This is a genomic window from Mesorhizobium sp. P2_C4 (assembly GCF_056404575.1).
Genome location: NZ_JBFUDT010000011.1, coordinates 55,676 through 70,080 on the forward strand (window position 1 = coordinate 55,676; position 14,405 = coordinate 70,080).

A 14,405-nucleotide genomic window follows, 5' to 3' on the forward strand; every position below is an offset into this window, starting at 1 on the left:
TCAAAAGTCTGGAAAATTAAATGATTACGCCGCGCCAACCACCTTGGCCGATTTCTCGAAACGCTTGCGTTCGTTCGGGTCGAGATAGAGCTTGCGCAGGCGAATGGTCTTCGGCGTCACCTCGACCAGTTCGTCGTCCTGGATCCAGGCCAGAGCACGCTCCAGCGTCATGCGGATCGGCGGCGTCAGCTTCACCGCCTCGTCCTTGCCGGCGGCGCGGATGTTGGTCAGCTTCTTGCCCTTGAGGACATTGACCTCAAGGTCGTTGTCTCTGGAGTGGATGCCGATGATCATTCCCTGATAGACCTTGACGCCCGGATCGATGACCATCGGGCCGCGGTCTTCGAGGTTCCACATGGCGTAGGCGACCGACTCGCCCTGCTCGTTGGAGATCAGCACGCCATTGGTGCGGCCGGGCAACTCGCCCTTGTAGGCTTCGTAGGCATGGAACAGCCGGTTCATGACGGCGGTGCCGCGCGTGTCGGTCAACAGTTCCGACTGGTAGCCGATCAGGCCGCGCGTCGGCGCGTGGAAAACGATGCGCTGGCGGTTGCCGCCCGACGGACGCAGTTCGACCATCTCGGCCTTGCGCTCCGACATTTTCTGCACGACGACGCCGGCATGCTCCTCGTCGACGTCGATGACGACTTCCTCGACCGGTTCCAGCAATTCGCCGTTCTCGCCCTTCTGCATGACGACGCGCGGACGCGACACGGCGATTTCAAAGCCTTCGCGGCGCATCGTCTCGATCAGGACGGCCAGCTGTAATTCGCCGCGGCCAGAGACGAAGAACGAATCCTTATCAGGCGATTCCTCGATCTTCAGCGCGACATTGCCTTCGGCTTCACGCAGCAGGCGGTCGCGGATGACGCGGCTGGTCACCTTGTCGCCCTCGGTACCGGCGAGCGGCGAGTCATTCACCAGGAAGGACATGGTCACGGTCGGCGGATCGATTGGCTGCGCATGCAGCGGCTCGGTCACCGCCGGGTCGCAGAACGTGTCGGCGACCGTGCCTTTCGACAGGCCGGCAATGGCGACGATGTCACCCGCCTGCGCCTCTTCGATCGGCTGGCGCTCGAGGCCGCGGAAGGCCAGGATCTTGGAGATGCGGCCGGTTTCGACCAGCGTGCCGTCATGGTGCAGCACCTTGACCGGCTGGTTGGACTTCAGCGTGCCGCTTTCGATACGGCCGGTGATGATACGGCCAAGGAAGGGATTGGCTTCCAGGATGGTACCGATCATGCGGAACGGGCCGGGATGAACGGTCGGCGCCGGCACATGCTTGATGACGAGATCGAACAGCGGCGCAAGCTGCTGGTCCTTTGGGCCTTCCGGATTTTCCGAAACCCAGCCATCGCGGCCTGAACCGTAGAGAATCGGGAAGTCGAGCTGGTCGTCGGTGGCGTCGAGTGCGGCAAACAGGTCGAACACTTCGTTGACCACTTCGACGTGGCGGGCGTCCGGGCGGTCGATCTTGTTGATGACGACGATCGGCTTCAGGCCGACCTTGAGCGCCTTGCCGACGACGAACTTGGTCTGAGGCATCGGGCCTTCGGCGGCATCGACCAGCACGATGGCCGAATCCACCATCGACAGGATGCGCTCGACCTCGCCGCCGAAATCGGCGTGGCCGGGGGTGTCGACGATGTTGATGCGGGTATCCTTCCAGTCGACCGAGGTCGCCTTGGCCAGGATGGTGATGCCGCGTTCCTTTTCGAGGTCGTTGGAATCCATGGCGCGCTCGGCGACGCGCTGATTGTCGCGGAAGGAGCCGGATTGCCGGAGCAATTGATCGACCAGGGTGGTTTTTCCATGGTCGACGTGCGCGATGATCGCGATATTACGAATTTTCATGTTGTGGTCTCGGGAGCGTTGCAGGCAGCAGGCCAAACGGCGCCGCCTCTTTCGGTTGCGCGGCTCATACAGGGTTTTTCGCAATTGCGAAAGAGGCGGGTCGTCACCAAATACTCATCAAATCTTAAACATCCGCGTGTGAAATGATTTCATTAACCAAGGCGGGAACCTTTCAGGACCCGGGCAGTTCGACCTTCATGACCGATCCAGTCATCAGATTCCGGCAAATCTTCGTGTGGACCGCCCTGGCGGCCGTCCTTGCCGCGGGCGCCGCACAGTCGGCCGCGACGCTGAGAGAGCCCCCGCCCGGAGAGCCCCCGCCCGCGCTGGCGTCCGATACCCCGACCGCAGAGCAGCTTTTTGCCGACGCCCCCGATGGCGTCGACCCGATGGTGACCGGTCCGGTCAGCGCCGCCTTCAGGCAGCGGCAGGAAGCCGCCAACTGCGACAACGCGGTCTGGCCCAACATTCCGACGGTTTGCTATCCGAACTAGCCTGAGCTCTTACGCCGAGCGCACCGGATCCAGCGTCACCTTGTAGAGCTCGTTGTCGTCGCGATCCATCAGCCGCACCGTCAACTGCTCGGTGGCGCCGGAAATGTCGACGAGGCCGAAGAACTGCAGGCCGGCTGACGGCGGCAGGTTCTGGCCCTGCTCGGCGGTCGGCGCCTTGATGAATTTCAACTCCGGACCAAACGTCATGTCGAAATCGTTCGGACCGAACGTGCCGGCGTGGATCGGACCCGAGACGAATTCCCAGAACGGATTGAAATCCTGGAACTGCGCCTTTTCGGGGTTGTAGTAGTGCGCCGCCGTGTAGTGCACGTCGGCGGTCAGCCAGACAGTGTTGCTGATGCCGGCATTCTTGATGTAGCGCAGCAGATCGGCAATCTCGAGCTCGCGGCCCTTGGGCAGGCCGTTGTCGCCATTGCTGACCGCCTCGGCGCCCACCTTCTTGGCGCCGTCGTTCCAGACGACAAGGCCGAGCGGCATGTCGGCGGCGATGATTTTCCAGGTCGCCTTGGAGTTTGCCAGTTCTCGCTTCAGCCATTTCGTCTGCTGTTCGCCCAGCATGCGCGATTCCGGCGTCATCGTATCCTGCATGTCCGGGCCGTTGGGGCCGCGATAGGACCGCATATCGAGGAAGAAGACATCGAGCAGCGGCCCGTAGGCGATCTTGCGGTAAACGCGACCGGGCTCGGACGGCTCGTAGCGGATCGTCGTCATCTCATGGAAGGCGCGCGCGGCGCGCGCCGCCAGCACATGGATGGATTTTTCCTTGTAGCGGTCGTCGGCGGTCAGGTCCTTTGAATCCGACCAGTTGTTCAGCACCTCATGGTCGTCCCACTGGTAGAAGGTCGGGCAGATGGCGCTCAAGCCCAGCACATTCTTGTCCATCATGTTGTATTTCCACTGGTCGCGGTATTCCTCCAGCGTCTCGGCAACCTTGCGCTTGCCGTCGATGAGCACGACGTTCTTCCACTTGCCGCCGCCGGGCAGGTCGACCTCGTCCTTCATGGCGCCATCGGCATAGATGGTGTCGCCCGAATGCAGGAAGAAGTCGGGCGTATGCTTGCCGATCGTGGCGTAGGTCTTCATGCCGGTCTCGTCGATGCCCCAGCCCTGGCCCGCGGTATCGCCCGACCAGGCGAACTTGATGTCGCGCTTGGAGGCTGGTGCTGTGCGGAAGCGGCCAACGATCGGCTCGGACACCGCGTTGATGTCAGCCAGATCGGCCGCGACCATGCGGTAGAAAATGTCCTGGTCGGAAGCGAGGTCGGTGAGCAGCCGCTTCACCGTGTAATCGCTGGCCGGTGAGGTATCTAGCGGCGCCAGCCGGGTGGCATTGGCGAAATTTTCGGTGGACGATATCTCGAACATGACGCGCGACGGGCGATCGGTGCGCGTCCACACCATGCCGCTGGTGGCGTCGACGTCGCCGGACTGGATGCCGTGGATGAAAGCCGGCCGCTGGTTGGCGCGCGAATAATAGGGCATCGCCAGTCCCGAGACGCCGACCAGGCCGACGGCGCTGGCGGAGGTGACGAAAGCGCGGCGGGAAATCTTGTTCATGGCTGTCTCCTGGATGGCTTCGAACGGTGCCACCAGAGTCCAGCTTCAATGTTTCAGGCGCATCTCGGGATGATGAAGGTTTGATAACAACGGACAGGCAAGCTGCCGATCTCCCCCCGTGTGGGGGAGATGGCCGGTAGGCCAGAGGGGGGCGCTGTCCCGCCGACGTAGCAAATCAAACAGCGCAGCCTTTGCGGCAGAACGCTAGGTAGGACCAAAGGCTGGCGATCCTTCACGCCCCCCTCTGCCCTGCCGGGCATCTCCCCCACGAGGGGGGGAGATTGGCAGTTCCGCCGCCGCGCCTTAAGCCGCCTGCGGTTCCGGATCAAACGCCGGCTGGCTGGTGTTGATCAGCAGCGAGATACACGCCGCGGCAATGGCCGTCATGCCGGCGATCAGGAAGGCCAGTTCGTAGTTGCCCTGCAGCTCGCGCATGGTGCCGCCGAAGAAAGCCGCGGACGCCGCCCCGATCTGGTGGCCGGCAACGATCCAGCCGAACACGATCGGCCCGCTGCGATCGCCGAACGCCTCGTTGGCGAGCCGCAAAGTCGGCGGCACGGTGGCGATCCAGTCCAGACCGTAGAGCACGGCGAAGATGATCAGGCTCATCGCCGAAAAGCCGGAATAGGGCAGGTAGATCAGTGCCAGACCGCGTATGCCGTAATAGACGCCGAGCAGCTTGCGCGGATCGAAACGGTCGGTCAGCCAGCCCGACAGCGTCGTGCCGATCAGGTCGAATATGCCCATCAGCGACAGCAGGCCGGCGGCCTGCACCTCACCGATGCCCATATCGCTGCAGAAGGAAATCAGATGCGTGCCGACCAGCCCGTTGGTCGTGAAACCGCAGATGAAGAAGGTGGCAAACAGATACCAGAAGACGCGGGTGCCGGCGGCGCGGCGCAGCGTGTTCAGCGTATGCGCGAGGAAATTGCCTTGCGATGCCGGTGGCACCGGCGGCACGTCGTCGAGCTCGGCGCCGTAGCGCACCATGCCGATCGAGGCCGGACGCTCCGGCACCAGCAGCCAGACCAGCGGCAGTAGGCAAGCGGTGGCGACGGAAATGGCGATGGCGACCGGCTTCCAGCCGCCCGACTGGGCAAGCGCGGCGAGCAGCGGCAGGAACACCAGCAGGCCGGTGGCGCTGGAGGCCGACATCAGCCCCATCACCAGGCCGCGATTGGTCTTGAACCAGCGATTGACGATGGTGGCGCCAAGCACCGTGGCGACCGCGCCTGAACCTATGCCGGAAAACACACCCCAGGTGATGAGCAGATGCCACGGCTTGGTCATCAGCAGGCTGAGCGCCGTCGAGCCCGACATCACCACCAGCGAGGCAAGCAGCGTGCGGCGCAAGCCGATCCGCTCCATCAGTGCCGCGGCGAACGGCCCGGTCATCCCGTAGAGGAAGATGCCAACGGCAGCGGCCAGCGAAACCACATCGCGCCGCCAGCCAAAACTTTCCTCCAGTGGCAACATCATGACGGCGGGCGCCGAGCGCAGGCCGGCTGCGATTAGCAGGCAGAGGAAGATGACACCGACCACGACGAAAGCGTAGCGCTGGCCAAACGGACGAGATTGAGCTATCATGTTACTGACCGGTACGTTGCAGTTGAGGCAAAGGTATACGTACCGATCGGTAACACTGTCAAGCGAGTCTTCGGATGCCATCGGGCAAAAATATTGAACCACCCATCAAGGACGCTCACGCATCGCCGCCGAAGGCTGCTGAGAAGATCCTCGACGTGGCGTACGATCTGTTCTACCGGCGCGGCATCAGAGCAATCGGCGTCGACGAGATCGTCAAACGCGCAGGTGTCACCAAGCCCAGCCTCTACCGCAGCTTTCCTTCCAAGGATGAGCTGGCGGCGTCCTATCTCAGGCAATACGACCTCGAATTCTGGGATCGCTTCGACGAGGCGGTAGACGCTCATCCCGGCGACCCGCGCGCGCAGATCAAGGCCTTCCTGACCCGTGTCGGCAAACGCACGCAAAGACCCGACTATCGCGGCTGCGGCATGACCAATGCGGCGGTGGAGTATCCCGAGCACGGCCACCCGGCCCGCGTGGTGAGCGAGGCCAACAAGCAGGAATTGCGTCGCCGCCTGCGCGCCATGGCGACCGCGATGGGCGCCGACGATGCCGACACGCTTGGCGACGGGCTGCTGCTTTTGATCGAGGGCGCCTACATCAGCGGCCAGTTGTTCGGGCTGGGTGGCCCGGCACAGTCGGTGGCGCGTAATGCCGACCTGCTGATCGGGGCGAGCTTGAAGAAGTAAGACTTTCGAGCGTCGGCGCTGCCCCTCACCTGCCTGCCGGCATCCTCTCCCCGTAAACGGGGCGAGGGACGCTCCCACCGCCGATTTCGCCAATCGCCGGCGTTGCAGGAATAGCGCCGAGGCTGCGTTCAGCCCTTTCTCCCCGTCACTATACGGGGAGAAATGCCCGGCAGGGCAATGAGGGGCGGCGCCCACCCTACGAATGGGACGCTAGGCCTGTCGAAAATTTGACGATAGGCTGAAACGAACTCCACGGGGATTCTACATGCGCACCCTGCTGCTTGCCTCCCTTGCCCTCTCCGGCCTCTGCCAGGCGGCACATGCCGATGGCATTTCCAGCACCTACACCGATCTCGACTGGAAGAAGGACTGCGTCACCTATGCGCAGGCCGAGGAAGGCGATGGCGACTGGGCTGAACTCGCCTGCTCCGGCTATCGCGGCTACCCTGTGCTGGTTGCCTATGACGACGCCCGTGAATCGCTGTTCTATGGGTTTCCGCCCAGCAGTGACATGACGACGGTCTGGGAGAGCTTTTCCGGCTTCAATTCGTCCGGGGCCAAGGTCGAGTGGCGCATCGAGACCAAGGGCGATGTTGCCGTGCCCTTCGCCGCCATCCACCGCCGCTCGATCAGCAATCCCGACGACGAGAACAAGCCGACGGAAGTGCTGCTCGTCGCCAAGGTCGCCCAGATCGACGCGCGCGACGGCTGCACCGTCGGCCTTGTGCTGGCCACCGGCAATCCCGCCGCCAACGATCAGGCGCGCAAGCTAGCCGACGAAAAGGCGAAGACCTTCGCCTGCGGCAAGGACAAGCACACCGTCATCGGCGATGTGCCGGCTTTCGGCCGGGTGGATAATTAGGCACTTTAGCGATTGGCCGCGGCGCCCGTGCGAGGCTCAGCCGTGTTTAGCCGCCTTGGCCCGCGCGATCGCGTCGACGATCATCTTCTTGGCATATTTGGAATCGTGCCAGCCTTCGATCTTGACCCATTTGCCGGGCTCGAGATCCTTGTAGTGCTCGAAAAAGTGCTGCACCTGCTGGCGGGTGATGTCAGGCAGCTGCGTGTATTCGGTGACGTTTTCGTAGCGCAGCGTCAGCTTGGGTGAAGGCACGGCGATGACTTTCTCGTCCTGGCCGGCATTGTCTTCCATCACCAGCACGCCGATCGGCCGCACATTGATGACGCAGCCCGGCACCAGCGCGCGCGTGTTGCAGACCAGCACGTCGATCGGGTCGCCGTCGCCCGACAGCGTGTGCGGCACGAAGCCGTAATTGCCGGGATAGCGCATCGAAGTGTGCAGGAAGCGGTCGACAAACAGCGTGCCGGCTTCTTTGTCCATCTCGTACTTGATCGGCTCGCCGCCGATCGGCACTTCGATGATGACGTTGATGTCCTCCGGCGGATTCTTTCCGATGGCGATGGCTTCAATGCGCATGGCTTTGTCCCTCTTTTGATGGGAGATCGATAGCGGGCGCTGTCGCCCGGCGCAATGCGGCGAATGGTGCTGGACACGATAGCAAGACGTGAATGGCAGGAAGGCCGGGGATTACTCCCAGACGAAAGCGACCTTCTTCAGCGCCTTCTGCTCGAAGATCTCGACGCCTTCGGCGACATCGCGGCCGCCGGCGCCGGTGTAGAAGTCGAGCGCGTTCTGGTTGTCTTCCAGCGCCCACACCACCATGCCTTTCAGCCCGTGGTCGGCGAGCCGTGCACGTGCCGCCTTGAACAGCCGGCTGCCAAGCCCGATGCCCTGATATTCCGGGCACATATAAAGCTCATAAATCTCGCCCTGCTGCCTGAGTTCGCGGGCGCGGTTCTTGCCGATCGTGGCGTAGCCGGCGATCTTGCCGCCGATTTCGACCACCAGCACGGTGGCGGCGCGGCGAATGGCGTTCGCCCACCAGTCGGCGCCACGGCGGTTGATCATCGACGTCAGCGTGCGGTGCGGGATGATGCCGGAATAGGCGCCGTTCCAGGCCTGCTGGTGCACGTCGGCGATGGCGCCGGCGTCGCGCGGCTCGGCTTTTCGGATGTCGATGCTCAGCGTATTCATGATTTGTTAACCATAAACCCGCATCGGCCATTTGCAAGAGTTCGGTAAGCCGGCTCGCGCGCTTTCTCACAGGCGATCGAGATGCAGAAAGAGCCTGTCCGAAAACGCGCTCTGCCGAGGCGGATGGTGTGGTTTTCGAGAACCGAAGCGCAGCGGACTTTTTGGTCCGTGAGCACCGGCCTACGCCGGCCGAAGCCCTACCTGCCAAGGCCACTCATGAGTGAGCGCTCCGGCCGGCGAAGGCCGGAAGCGCAGAAAATCGCGTCAGGCGTCCGGCAGAGCAGCGTTTACGAGCAGGCTCTCAGATTTCGACCAGGTGATCGTCGAGCTCATTGGCATCGGCAGCCGAAACCGGGAAATGCTCGGCCAGCACGATACCGACCGATTCGATCGCCTTGACGAAGCCGTCGGCGAGGCGATCGTCGCCGGCATGTTCGGTCAGGTCGCGGATGACACCGTCCCAGACATGCTGGCCGACCTTGGCATTGATGCCGCTGTCGGCAACCACTTCGGCATAGCGCTCGGCGATCGAGACGAACACCAGCACGCCGGTGCGCGCTGTGGTGCGGTGAACGTTGCGCGCCAGGAACTGCTTGATCGCATTGGTATGCGCCGCCTGGTAGCGCAGCCGCCGCGGCACGAGGTGAATGCGCAAGCCGGGCAGCGCCCACAAAAGGATGAGCACGCTGGCCAGTGCCAGAAGCTGGGCGATGACGAAATGCGGCAGACGGATCGTCAGCCACCAGGCTTCCAGCCCGTAGCCGACGGCAAGGCTGACGATGAGCATGCCCAGCGTCGCCATAAAGGCGGCCGGGAAGAAATAGCCGTCGCTGGCATGCGCCACGACGCAATAGATCTCGCCGTCGGTTTTTGATTCGGCGGCACGGATCGCGGTGGCGATGCGCTCATGATCTTGCGGGCTGATCGGTCGTGTTGCCATGATCTGTCTCACCAGCTCCCTGAAGAACCACCGCCGCCGGACGAGCCGCCGCCGCCTGAAAACCCGCCGCTGCTGCTCGAGCCCGACGACCAACTGCTGCCGGAACTGCCCGACGACCAGCCGCTGCTCGACGACGACCCCGATGTCCAGCTACTGCCCGAGGACGACCCGCTCGGCCCCTGGCCGTAGCGAAACGTCATACCCAGCCATTTGTACACGCCCGGCGACAGCTTGGTGCCGAACATCGGCGGCAGGAATGCCATCGCCAGCCCGCCGAAAAACATCGTCCCCCACAGGATGAGGAACACCGTGACAATGGGATCGAGCGGCGTGCTGTCGTCGGCCGGGTTGCGCTTGCCGCGCGCCTCCAACTCCTCCGGATTGCCTTCCAGCACCATGACCATGTCGTCGACGGCCCTGCTGATGCCGCCGGAAAAATCGCCGGCACGAAAAGCCGGCACCATGTCGTTTTCGATGATCAGCTTGGTGTGCAGGTCGGTCAACGTGCCTTCCAGGCCGTAGCCGACCTCGATGCGCATCTTGCGATCGTTCTTGGCCACCAGCAAAAGCACGCCATTGTTCTCGCCGGCCTGGCCGAGCTTCCAGAAACGGAACAGCCGGTTGGCGTAGGGCTCGATCTCTTCGCCATCGAGGCTGGATATCGTCGCCACGACGATCTGGTCCGAACCCTTTTTCTCGAAATCGGCCAGCTTCTGGGTCAGCGCCGCCTTTGTCTCGGCATCGAGGATGTTGGCATTGTCGACGACACGACCAGTGAGAGCGGGCAGGTCGGCGGCAAGGGCCGAAAACAGCATTGCCACCATCGCCAGCACGGCGAGGCCGACGGTCGCGCCGGCGCGGCCGGGTTTTGGCGGATCGAAGACGCGTCCTGTCATGTGGTGGCCAGGTCCCTCAAGTGCCATGACTGTCCTCGATCACCGTGATCATGTCATCAACCGCTTTGGCAATGCCGCCGGAGAAATCGCCGGCGCGGAACGCCGGCACCATGTCATCTTCAATGATCCGTGTGGCGTCCTGGTGGGTCAGCGTGCCTTCCAGCCCATAGCCGACCTCGATGCGCATCTTGCGGTCATTCTTGGCCACCAGCAGAAGCACACCATTGTTCTTGCCGGCCTGGCCGAGCTTCCAGTGATGGAACAGCCGGGTGGCATAGGGCTCGATCTCCTCGCCGTCGAGACTGTTGATCGTGGCGACGACAATCTGGTCGGAACCTTTGGTCTCGAAATCCGCGAGTTTCCGGGTGAGCGCCGCCTCGGTCGCGGCGTCGATGATGCCGGCATTGTCGACCACCCGCCCGGTAAGTACGGGCAACTCCGCCGCCAGCGCCGCGAAGCCGGCAAACAACACCGCCAGGGCCAACAACGCGCCGGCGACGAAACGGCCATGCCAGGAATTGATGATGCTTGTGGTCATGTCGTCACCAGCTTCCCGAGGAACCGCCGCCGCCGGACGAACCGCCGCCGCCGGAAAAGCTGCCACCACTGCTTGAACCCGACGACCAGCCGCCGCCCGAAGACCCACGGCTCGACGAGCGCTTGCCCGGTTCGAAAGTCATGCCAAGCCAGCGATAGCGGCCGGGCCCGAGTTTCTGGCCAAAAATCGGCGGCAGAATGGAGGCCGCCATGCCACCGAAGAAAATGATCGCCCAGATGGTTATGAAGACGCCAAAGAACAGATTGTCCATGTCGACGGGCGGTTGCTCATTGCGCTTGCCGCGCGCCTCAAGCTCCTCCGGATTGCCTTCCAGCACCATCACCATGTCGTCGACGGCCTTGCTGATACCGCCAGAGAAATCGCCGGCGCGAAAGGCCGGCACCATGTCGTTTTCGATGATCAGCTTGGTATGCAGGTCGGTCAGCGTGCCTTCCAGGCCATAGCCGACCTCGATGCGCATCTTGCGGTCGTTCGGCGCGACCAGCAGCAGCACACCGTTGTTCTCCTTTGCCTGGCCTAGTTTCCAGAAGCGAAACAGCCGGTTGGCGTAGGGTTCGATCTCCTCGCCGCCGAGGCTGGGGATCGTCGCGACAACGATCTGGTCCGAGCCTTTTGCCTCGAAGGCCGCGAGCTTCTGCGTCAGCGCCGCTCTGGTCCCGGCATCGATGATGCCGGCATTGTCGACGACGCGGCCGGTGAGGGCCGGCAGGTCGGCGGCGAAGGCGGTGAGGGGGAGGAAGAGGCCTAGAAAGATATATAGCAAGGCAAGGCTGGCGATCCTTCGCGCCCCCCTCTGGCCTGCCGGCCATCTCCCCCACGAGTGGGGAGATTGACTGCCACGACCGCTATCGCCAACTCTCAAAGCAGGTGAATGGATGCCTTCGCAAGAACTGCCAATCTCCCCCCAAGTGGGGGAGATGTCCGGCAGGACAGAGGGGGGCGCGAAGGAATACAAGGCCGACAAGGGACCAGGTTCGATGGACCGAGATTACCCGCCCTGCTTCGTCCCGAAATCGACCTTCGGCGGCTGCATCTTGTCTTCATCGATGGTGAAGTTGGCGTACGGCTCGTTGCTGCGGAACCAGAAGGTCGCCCACAGCACCGAGGGGAAGGTCTTCAGCGTCAGATTGTAGTCCTTGACCGCCAGGATGTAGTCACGCCTTGCCACCGCGATGCGGTTCTCGGTGCCTTCAAGCTGCGCCTGCAGCGCCAGGAAATTCTGGTTGGCCTTGAGGTCGGGATAGGCCTCCGACACCGCGATCAGCCGCGACAGCGCGCTGGTCAGTCCGGCCTGGGCATCCTGGAATTTCTTGAGGGCTTCAGGATCCTTCAGTGTCTCCGGCGTCACCGTGATCTGCGTTGCCTTGGCGCGCGCCTCAACCACCGCGTCGAGCGTGTCCTTCTCATGCGCCGCATAGCCCTTGACCGTCTCGACCAGGTTGGGGATCAGGTCTGAGCGGCGCTGGTACTGGTTCAGCACCTCGCTCCACGCTGCCTTGGCGTTTTCCTCCGCCGTCGGGATGGTGTTGTAGCCGCAGCCGGCAAGCAGCGGCAGCACGATGGCCATCATCAGGAAGGCGGGCAAGGTCCGGAACGGTGAGGAAAGGCGTTGGGCAAGCATGATAAGATCCCTCAGTAGAAGTTGCATGCGAAGCATTAGCACAATCCGCCGCCAAGAAAATGACCTCCCAAGCGGGTTGTCCTTGGCGCGTCTCATCCCCGCGTGAGGCCCTGTGATTGGCCGCGCGAACACGCTAAGCTTGCCGTCAAACAGGACAGCATCATGGCGGATCGCCACGACAATGACAGCGAATCGCGCCGCATTATCGAGCGCGTGGCGCGCGAAACCGATCCGGGCGGCACCTCGTTCATCGCGCGCACCGCCAAGGGCGCGCGCGATCACGTCACCGCGGCGGACGCCGACCGGTCGGACCCGATCGAGGTTTGGGGCACCCGCATCGGCCGGGTGCTGGGGCTTCTCATCGCCATCGGCCTGTTGATCTGGCTCGTGTACTACGTCACCCGGGGCAGCTAGGAATTCCATGAACACTGAAAAACCCGACGCGCCGCGCGCGGTCATCGTCATTTCCAGTCATGTCGCCCGCGGGTCGGTCGGCAACCGCGCCGCCGTCTTTGCACTGGAGACGCTCGGCTTTCCGGTATGGGCGGTGCCGACCGTCATCCTGCCCTGGCATCCCGGCCATGGAAGGGCAACGCGCATCGTGCCGCCACTCGACCAGTTCAAGGCGCTGATGGCCGATCTCGAGCGTGCGCCATGGCTGGGTGAGGTCGGCGCTGTGCTGTCGGGCTATCTCGGCGAGGCCGGCCAGGCCGACGCCGTCGCCTCGTTGGTGTCAGCGGTCAAGGCCAGGACGCCCGGTGCCATCTATATCTGCGACCCGGTGATGGGCGATTCGGGCGGGCTCTATGTGCCTGAGACGACGGCCATCGCCATGCGCGACCGGCTGATGCCAATCGCCGACATCGCCACGCCCAACCGCTACGAACTGGAGTGGATGGCCGGTGCGCCGCTGCCCGACCTGAAATCGGCGATGGCGGCCGCCCTGCATGCCGGGCCGTCGACCATGCTGGTCACCTCGGCGCCGGCGATGATGGCCGGCGGCACCGGCAATCTGCTGATCAACGGCAGCCAGGCGCTGCTTGCCGAACACCGGCTGATCGACAAGCCGCCGAACGGGCTTGGCGACCTGACGGCGGCTGTCTATCTCGCCCGCATCCTGTCCGGACAGCCGGCGATCAAGGCGCTGCAGTCGACCACGGCGGCGGTCTACGAGATCCTGGCGCGCACCGCCAAGCGCGGTGGCGACGAATTGCAGCTCGAAACCGATGCCCAGAGCCTGTCGCACCCGATGGCGATGGTGCAGCTTCGCCACCTCCTGCATCCGGGGCGGGACAAGAGGGCGTGACTTTTGTCGGCGTCGACGGCTGCAAGGCCGGCTGGATCGCCGTCCGCCGCGATGCCGGTTCTGCCCCGTCGGTTGCCGTCTATCCAAGCTTCGTTGCCCTGCTCGACACACTGCCCGCCGATGCGACGGTGGCCGTCGACATGCCGATCGGGCTGCCGGATTTTTCACAAAGAGGCGGGCGCGGACCGGAGGGGCTGGTGCGGCCGCTGCTTGGCAACAGGCAATCCAGCGTCTTTTCAATTCCGTCTCGCGCTGCGCTCTATGCCGATACCGGTGACTTCACCACGATAGAAGCCTGGTATGCCGCGCATCGCCGGGCGAGCGAGGTGGCCAAGGCAACCTCCGACCCGCCGCGCGGCGTTTCGATCCAGGCTTTTGGCATCTTTGCCAAGATCCGCGAGATCGACACCCTGCTGATCGTGCGGCCAGAACTGCGCCGCTGCGTCTTCGAATCCCATCCGGAAGTCGCCTTCTGCCGGCTGAACGGCGACCAGGCCATGTCCTTGCCGAAGAAGATCAAGGGCGCCGTCAATCCGGCCGGCATGGAAGAACGCAAGGCGCTGCTGTGCCGGCATGGCTATGAAAAAGCCTTTCTCGACCAGGCGCCGCCGCGCGGTGCCGCCGCCGACGATTTTCTCGACGCTGCCGCGATGATGCTGATCGCCGGCCGCATCGCCGCGGGCCGGGCAAGACCGTTCCCGGATCCGCCGCTCGCCGACCGATTTGGCATTCCGGTCGCCATCTGGGCGTGAGCGGGATGCGCCCAGTCCGGGCCGAGTCATGCTTGCTGCATGGCTGTTGCGACCCGGTGCTTCGCAATTCGGC

The 14,405-nt window shown here is 63.6% G+C and carries 15 protein-coding genes and 1 pseudogene; 6 read left to right on the forward strand and 10 right to left on the reverse strand.

Going from position 1 to position 14,405, the window contains the following annotated elements:
* Positions 1-24: 24 nt before the first annotated feature.
* Positions 25-1,854 carry a translational GTPase TypA gene (gene typA, locus AC1DX6_RS28660; protein ID WP_477319627.1) on the reverse strand — a complete coding sequence of 610 codons (1,830 nt, stop codon included), beginning with the start codon at positions 1,852-1,854 and terminating at the stop codon, positions 25-27.
* 197 nt (positions 1,855-2,051) lie between these two features.
* Between typA and AC1DX6_RS28665 the strand changes: the two genes are divergently transcribed.
* Positions 2,052-2,348: a hypothetical protein gene (locus AC1DX6_RS28665; protein ID WP_477319629.1), complete on the forward strand. Its 297-nt coding sequence runs from the start codon at positions 2,052-2,054 to the stop codon at positions 2,346-2,348.
* A gap of 9 nt (positions 2,349-2,357) precedes the next feature.
* Here the strand turns inward: AC1DX6_RS28665 and AC1DX6_RS28670 are convergent, their stop codons facing one another.
* The gene (locus AC1DX6_RS28670) at positions 2,358-3,926 is read right to left on the reverse strand and encodes an alkaline phosphatase D family protein (RefSeq protein WP_477319631.1); all 1,569 of its coding nucleotides are present in this window, start codon (positions 3,924-3,926) and stop codon (positions 2,358-2,360) included.
* Positions 3,927-4,229: 303 nt separating this feature from the next.
* A complete protein-coding gene (locus tag AC1DX6_RS28675; RefSeq protein WP_477319633.1) occupies positions 4,230-5,513 on the reverse strand; it encodes an MFS transporter in 1,284 nt (427 codons plus the stop codon).
* A gap of 74 nt (positions 5,514-5,587) precedes the next feature.
* Here AC1DX6_RS28675 and AC1DX6_RS28680 point away from each other — a divergent pair, with 74 nt between their 5' ends.
* Positions 5,588-6,202 carry a TetR/AcrR family transcriptional regulator gene (locus AC1DX6_RS28680; protein ID WP_477319635.1) on the forward strand — a complete coding sequence of 205 codons (615 nt, stop codon included), beginning with the start codon at positions 5,588-5,590 and terminating at the stop codon, positions 6,200-6,202.
* Between the two features lie 265 nt (positions 6,203-6,467).
* Positions 6,468-7,064, forward strand: a complete 597-nt coding sequence (locus AC1DX6_RS28685) for a hypothetical protein (protein ID WP_477319637.1) — start codon at positions 6,468-6,470, stop codon at positions 7,062-7,064.
* A 36-nt stretch (positions 7,065-7,100) separates the two neighbouring features.
* On the opposite strand, the gene ppa is transcribed toward AC1DX6_RS28685, so the two are convergent.
* From ppa to AC1DX6_RS28720, 7 genes and pseudogenes are all read right to left on the reverse strand, one after another.
* Positions 7,101-7,640, reverse strand: coding sequence for an inorganic diphosphatase (gene ppa, locus AC1DX6_RS28690; RefSeq protein ID WP_477319639.1), 540 nt, complete (start codon positions 7,638-7,640; stop codon positions 7,101-7,103).
* Between the two features lie 111 nt (positions 7,641-7,751).
* A complete protein-coding gene (locus AC1DX6_RS28695; protein WP_477319641.1) occupies positions 7,752-8,258 on the reverse strand; it encodes an N-acetyltransferase family protein in 507 nt (168 codons plus the stop codon).
* 301 nt (positions 8,259-8,559) lie between these two features.
* Entirely contained in the window at positions 8,560-9,198 is a 639-nt protein-coding gene (locus AC1DX6_RS28700; protein ID WP_477319643.1) for a TPM domain-containing protein, read from the reverse strand.
* Between the two features lie 8 nt (positions 9,199-9,206).
* Positions 9,207-10,094: a TPM domain-containing protein gene (locus AC1DX6_RS28705; protein ID WP_477319645.1), complete on the reverse strand. Its 888-nt coding sequence runs from the start codon at positions 10,092-10,094 to the stop codon at positions 9,207-9,209.
* A gap of 34 nt (positions 10,095-10,128) precedes the next feature.
* A pseudogene (locus AC1DX6_RS28710) lies at positions 10,129-10,632 on the reverse strand (TPM domain-containing protein); the annotation flags it as partial.
* Between the two features lie 4 nt (positions 10,633-10,636).
* A complete protein-coding gene (locus AC1DX6_RS28715) occupies positions 10,637-11,416 on the reverse strand; it encodes a TPM domain-containing protein (protein WP_477319647.1) in 780 nt (259 codons plus the stop codon).
* Positions 11,417-11,641: 225 nt separating this feature from the next.
* Entirely contained in the window at positions 11,642-12,274 is a 633-nt protein-coding gene (locus tag AC1DX6_RS28720; RefSeq protein WP_477319649.1) for a LemA family protein, read from the reverse strand.
* A gap of 162 nt (positions 12,275-12,436) precedes the next feature.
* On the opposite strand from AC1DX6_RS28720, the gene AC1DX6_RS28725 reads away from it, so the two are divergent.
* From AC1DX6_RS28725 to AC1DX6_RS28735, 3 genes are read left to right on the forward strand one after another with little or no spacing between them, the layout of a single operon-like run.
* Positions 12,437-12,688, forward strand: coding sequence for a hypothetical protein (locus AC1DX6_RS28725; protein ID WP_477319651.1), 252 nt, complete (start codon positions 12,437-12,439; stop codon positions 12,686-12,688).
* A 7-nt stretch (positions 12,689-12,695) separates the two neighbouring features.
* The gene (pdxY, locus tag AC1DX6_RS28730) at positions 12,696-13,580 is read left to right on the forward strand and encodes a pyridoxal kinase PdxY (protein WP_477319653.1); all 885 of its coding nucleotides are present in this window, start codon (positions 12,696-12,698) and stop codon (positions 13,578-13,580) included.
* A complete protein-coding gene (locus AC1DX6_RS28735; protein ID WP_477319655.1) occupies positions 13,577-14,332 on the forward strand; it encodes a DUF429 domain-containing protein in 756 nt (251 codons plus the stop codon). The genes pdxY and AC1DX6_RS28735 overlap by 4 nt, the downstream gene beginning before the upstream one ends.
* The last annotated feature ends 73 nt before the right edge of the window (positions 14,333-14,405 follow it).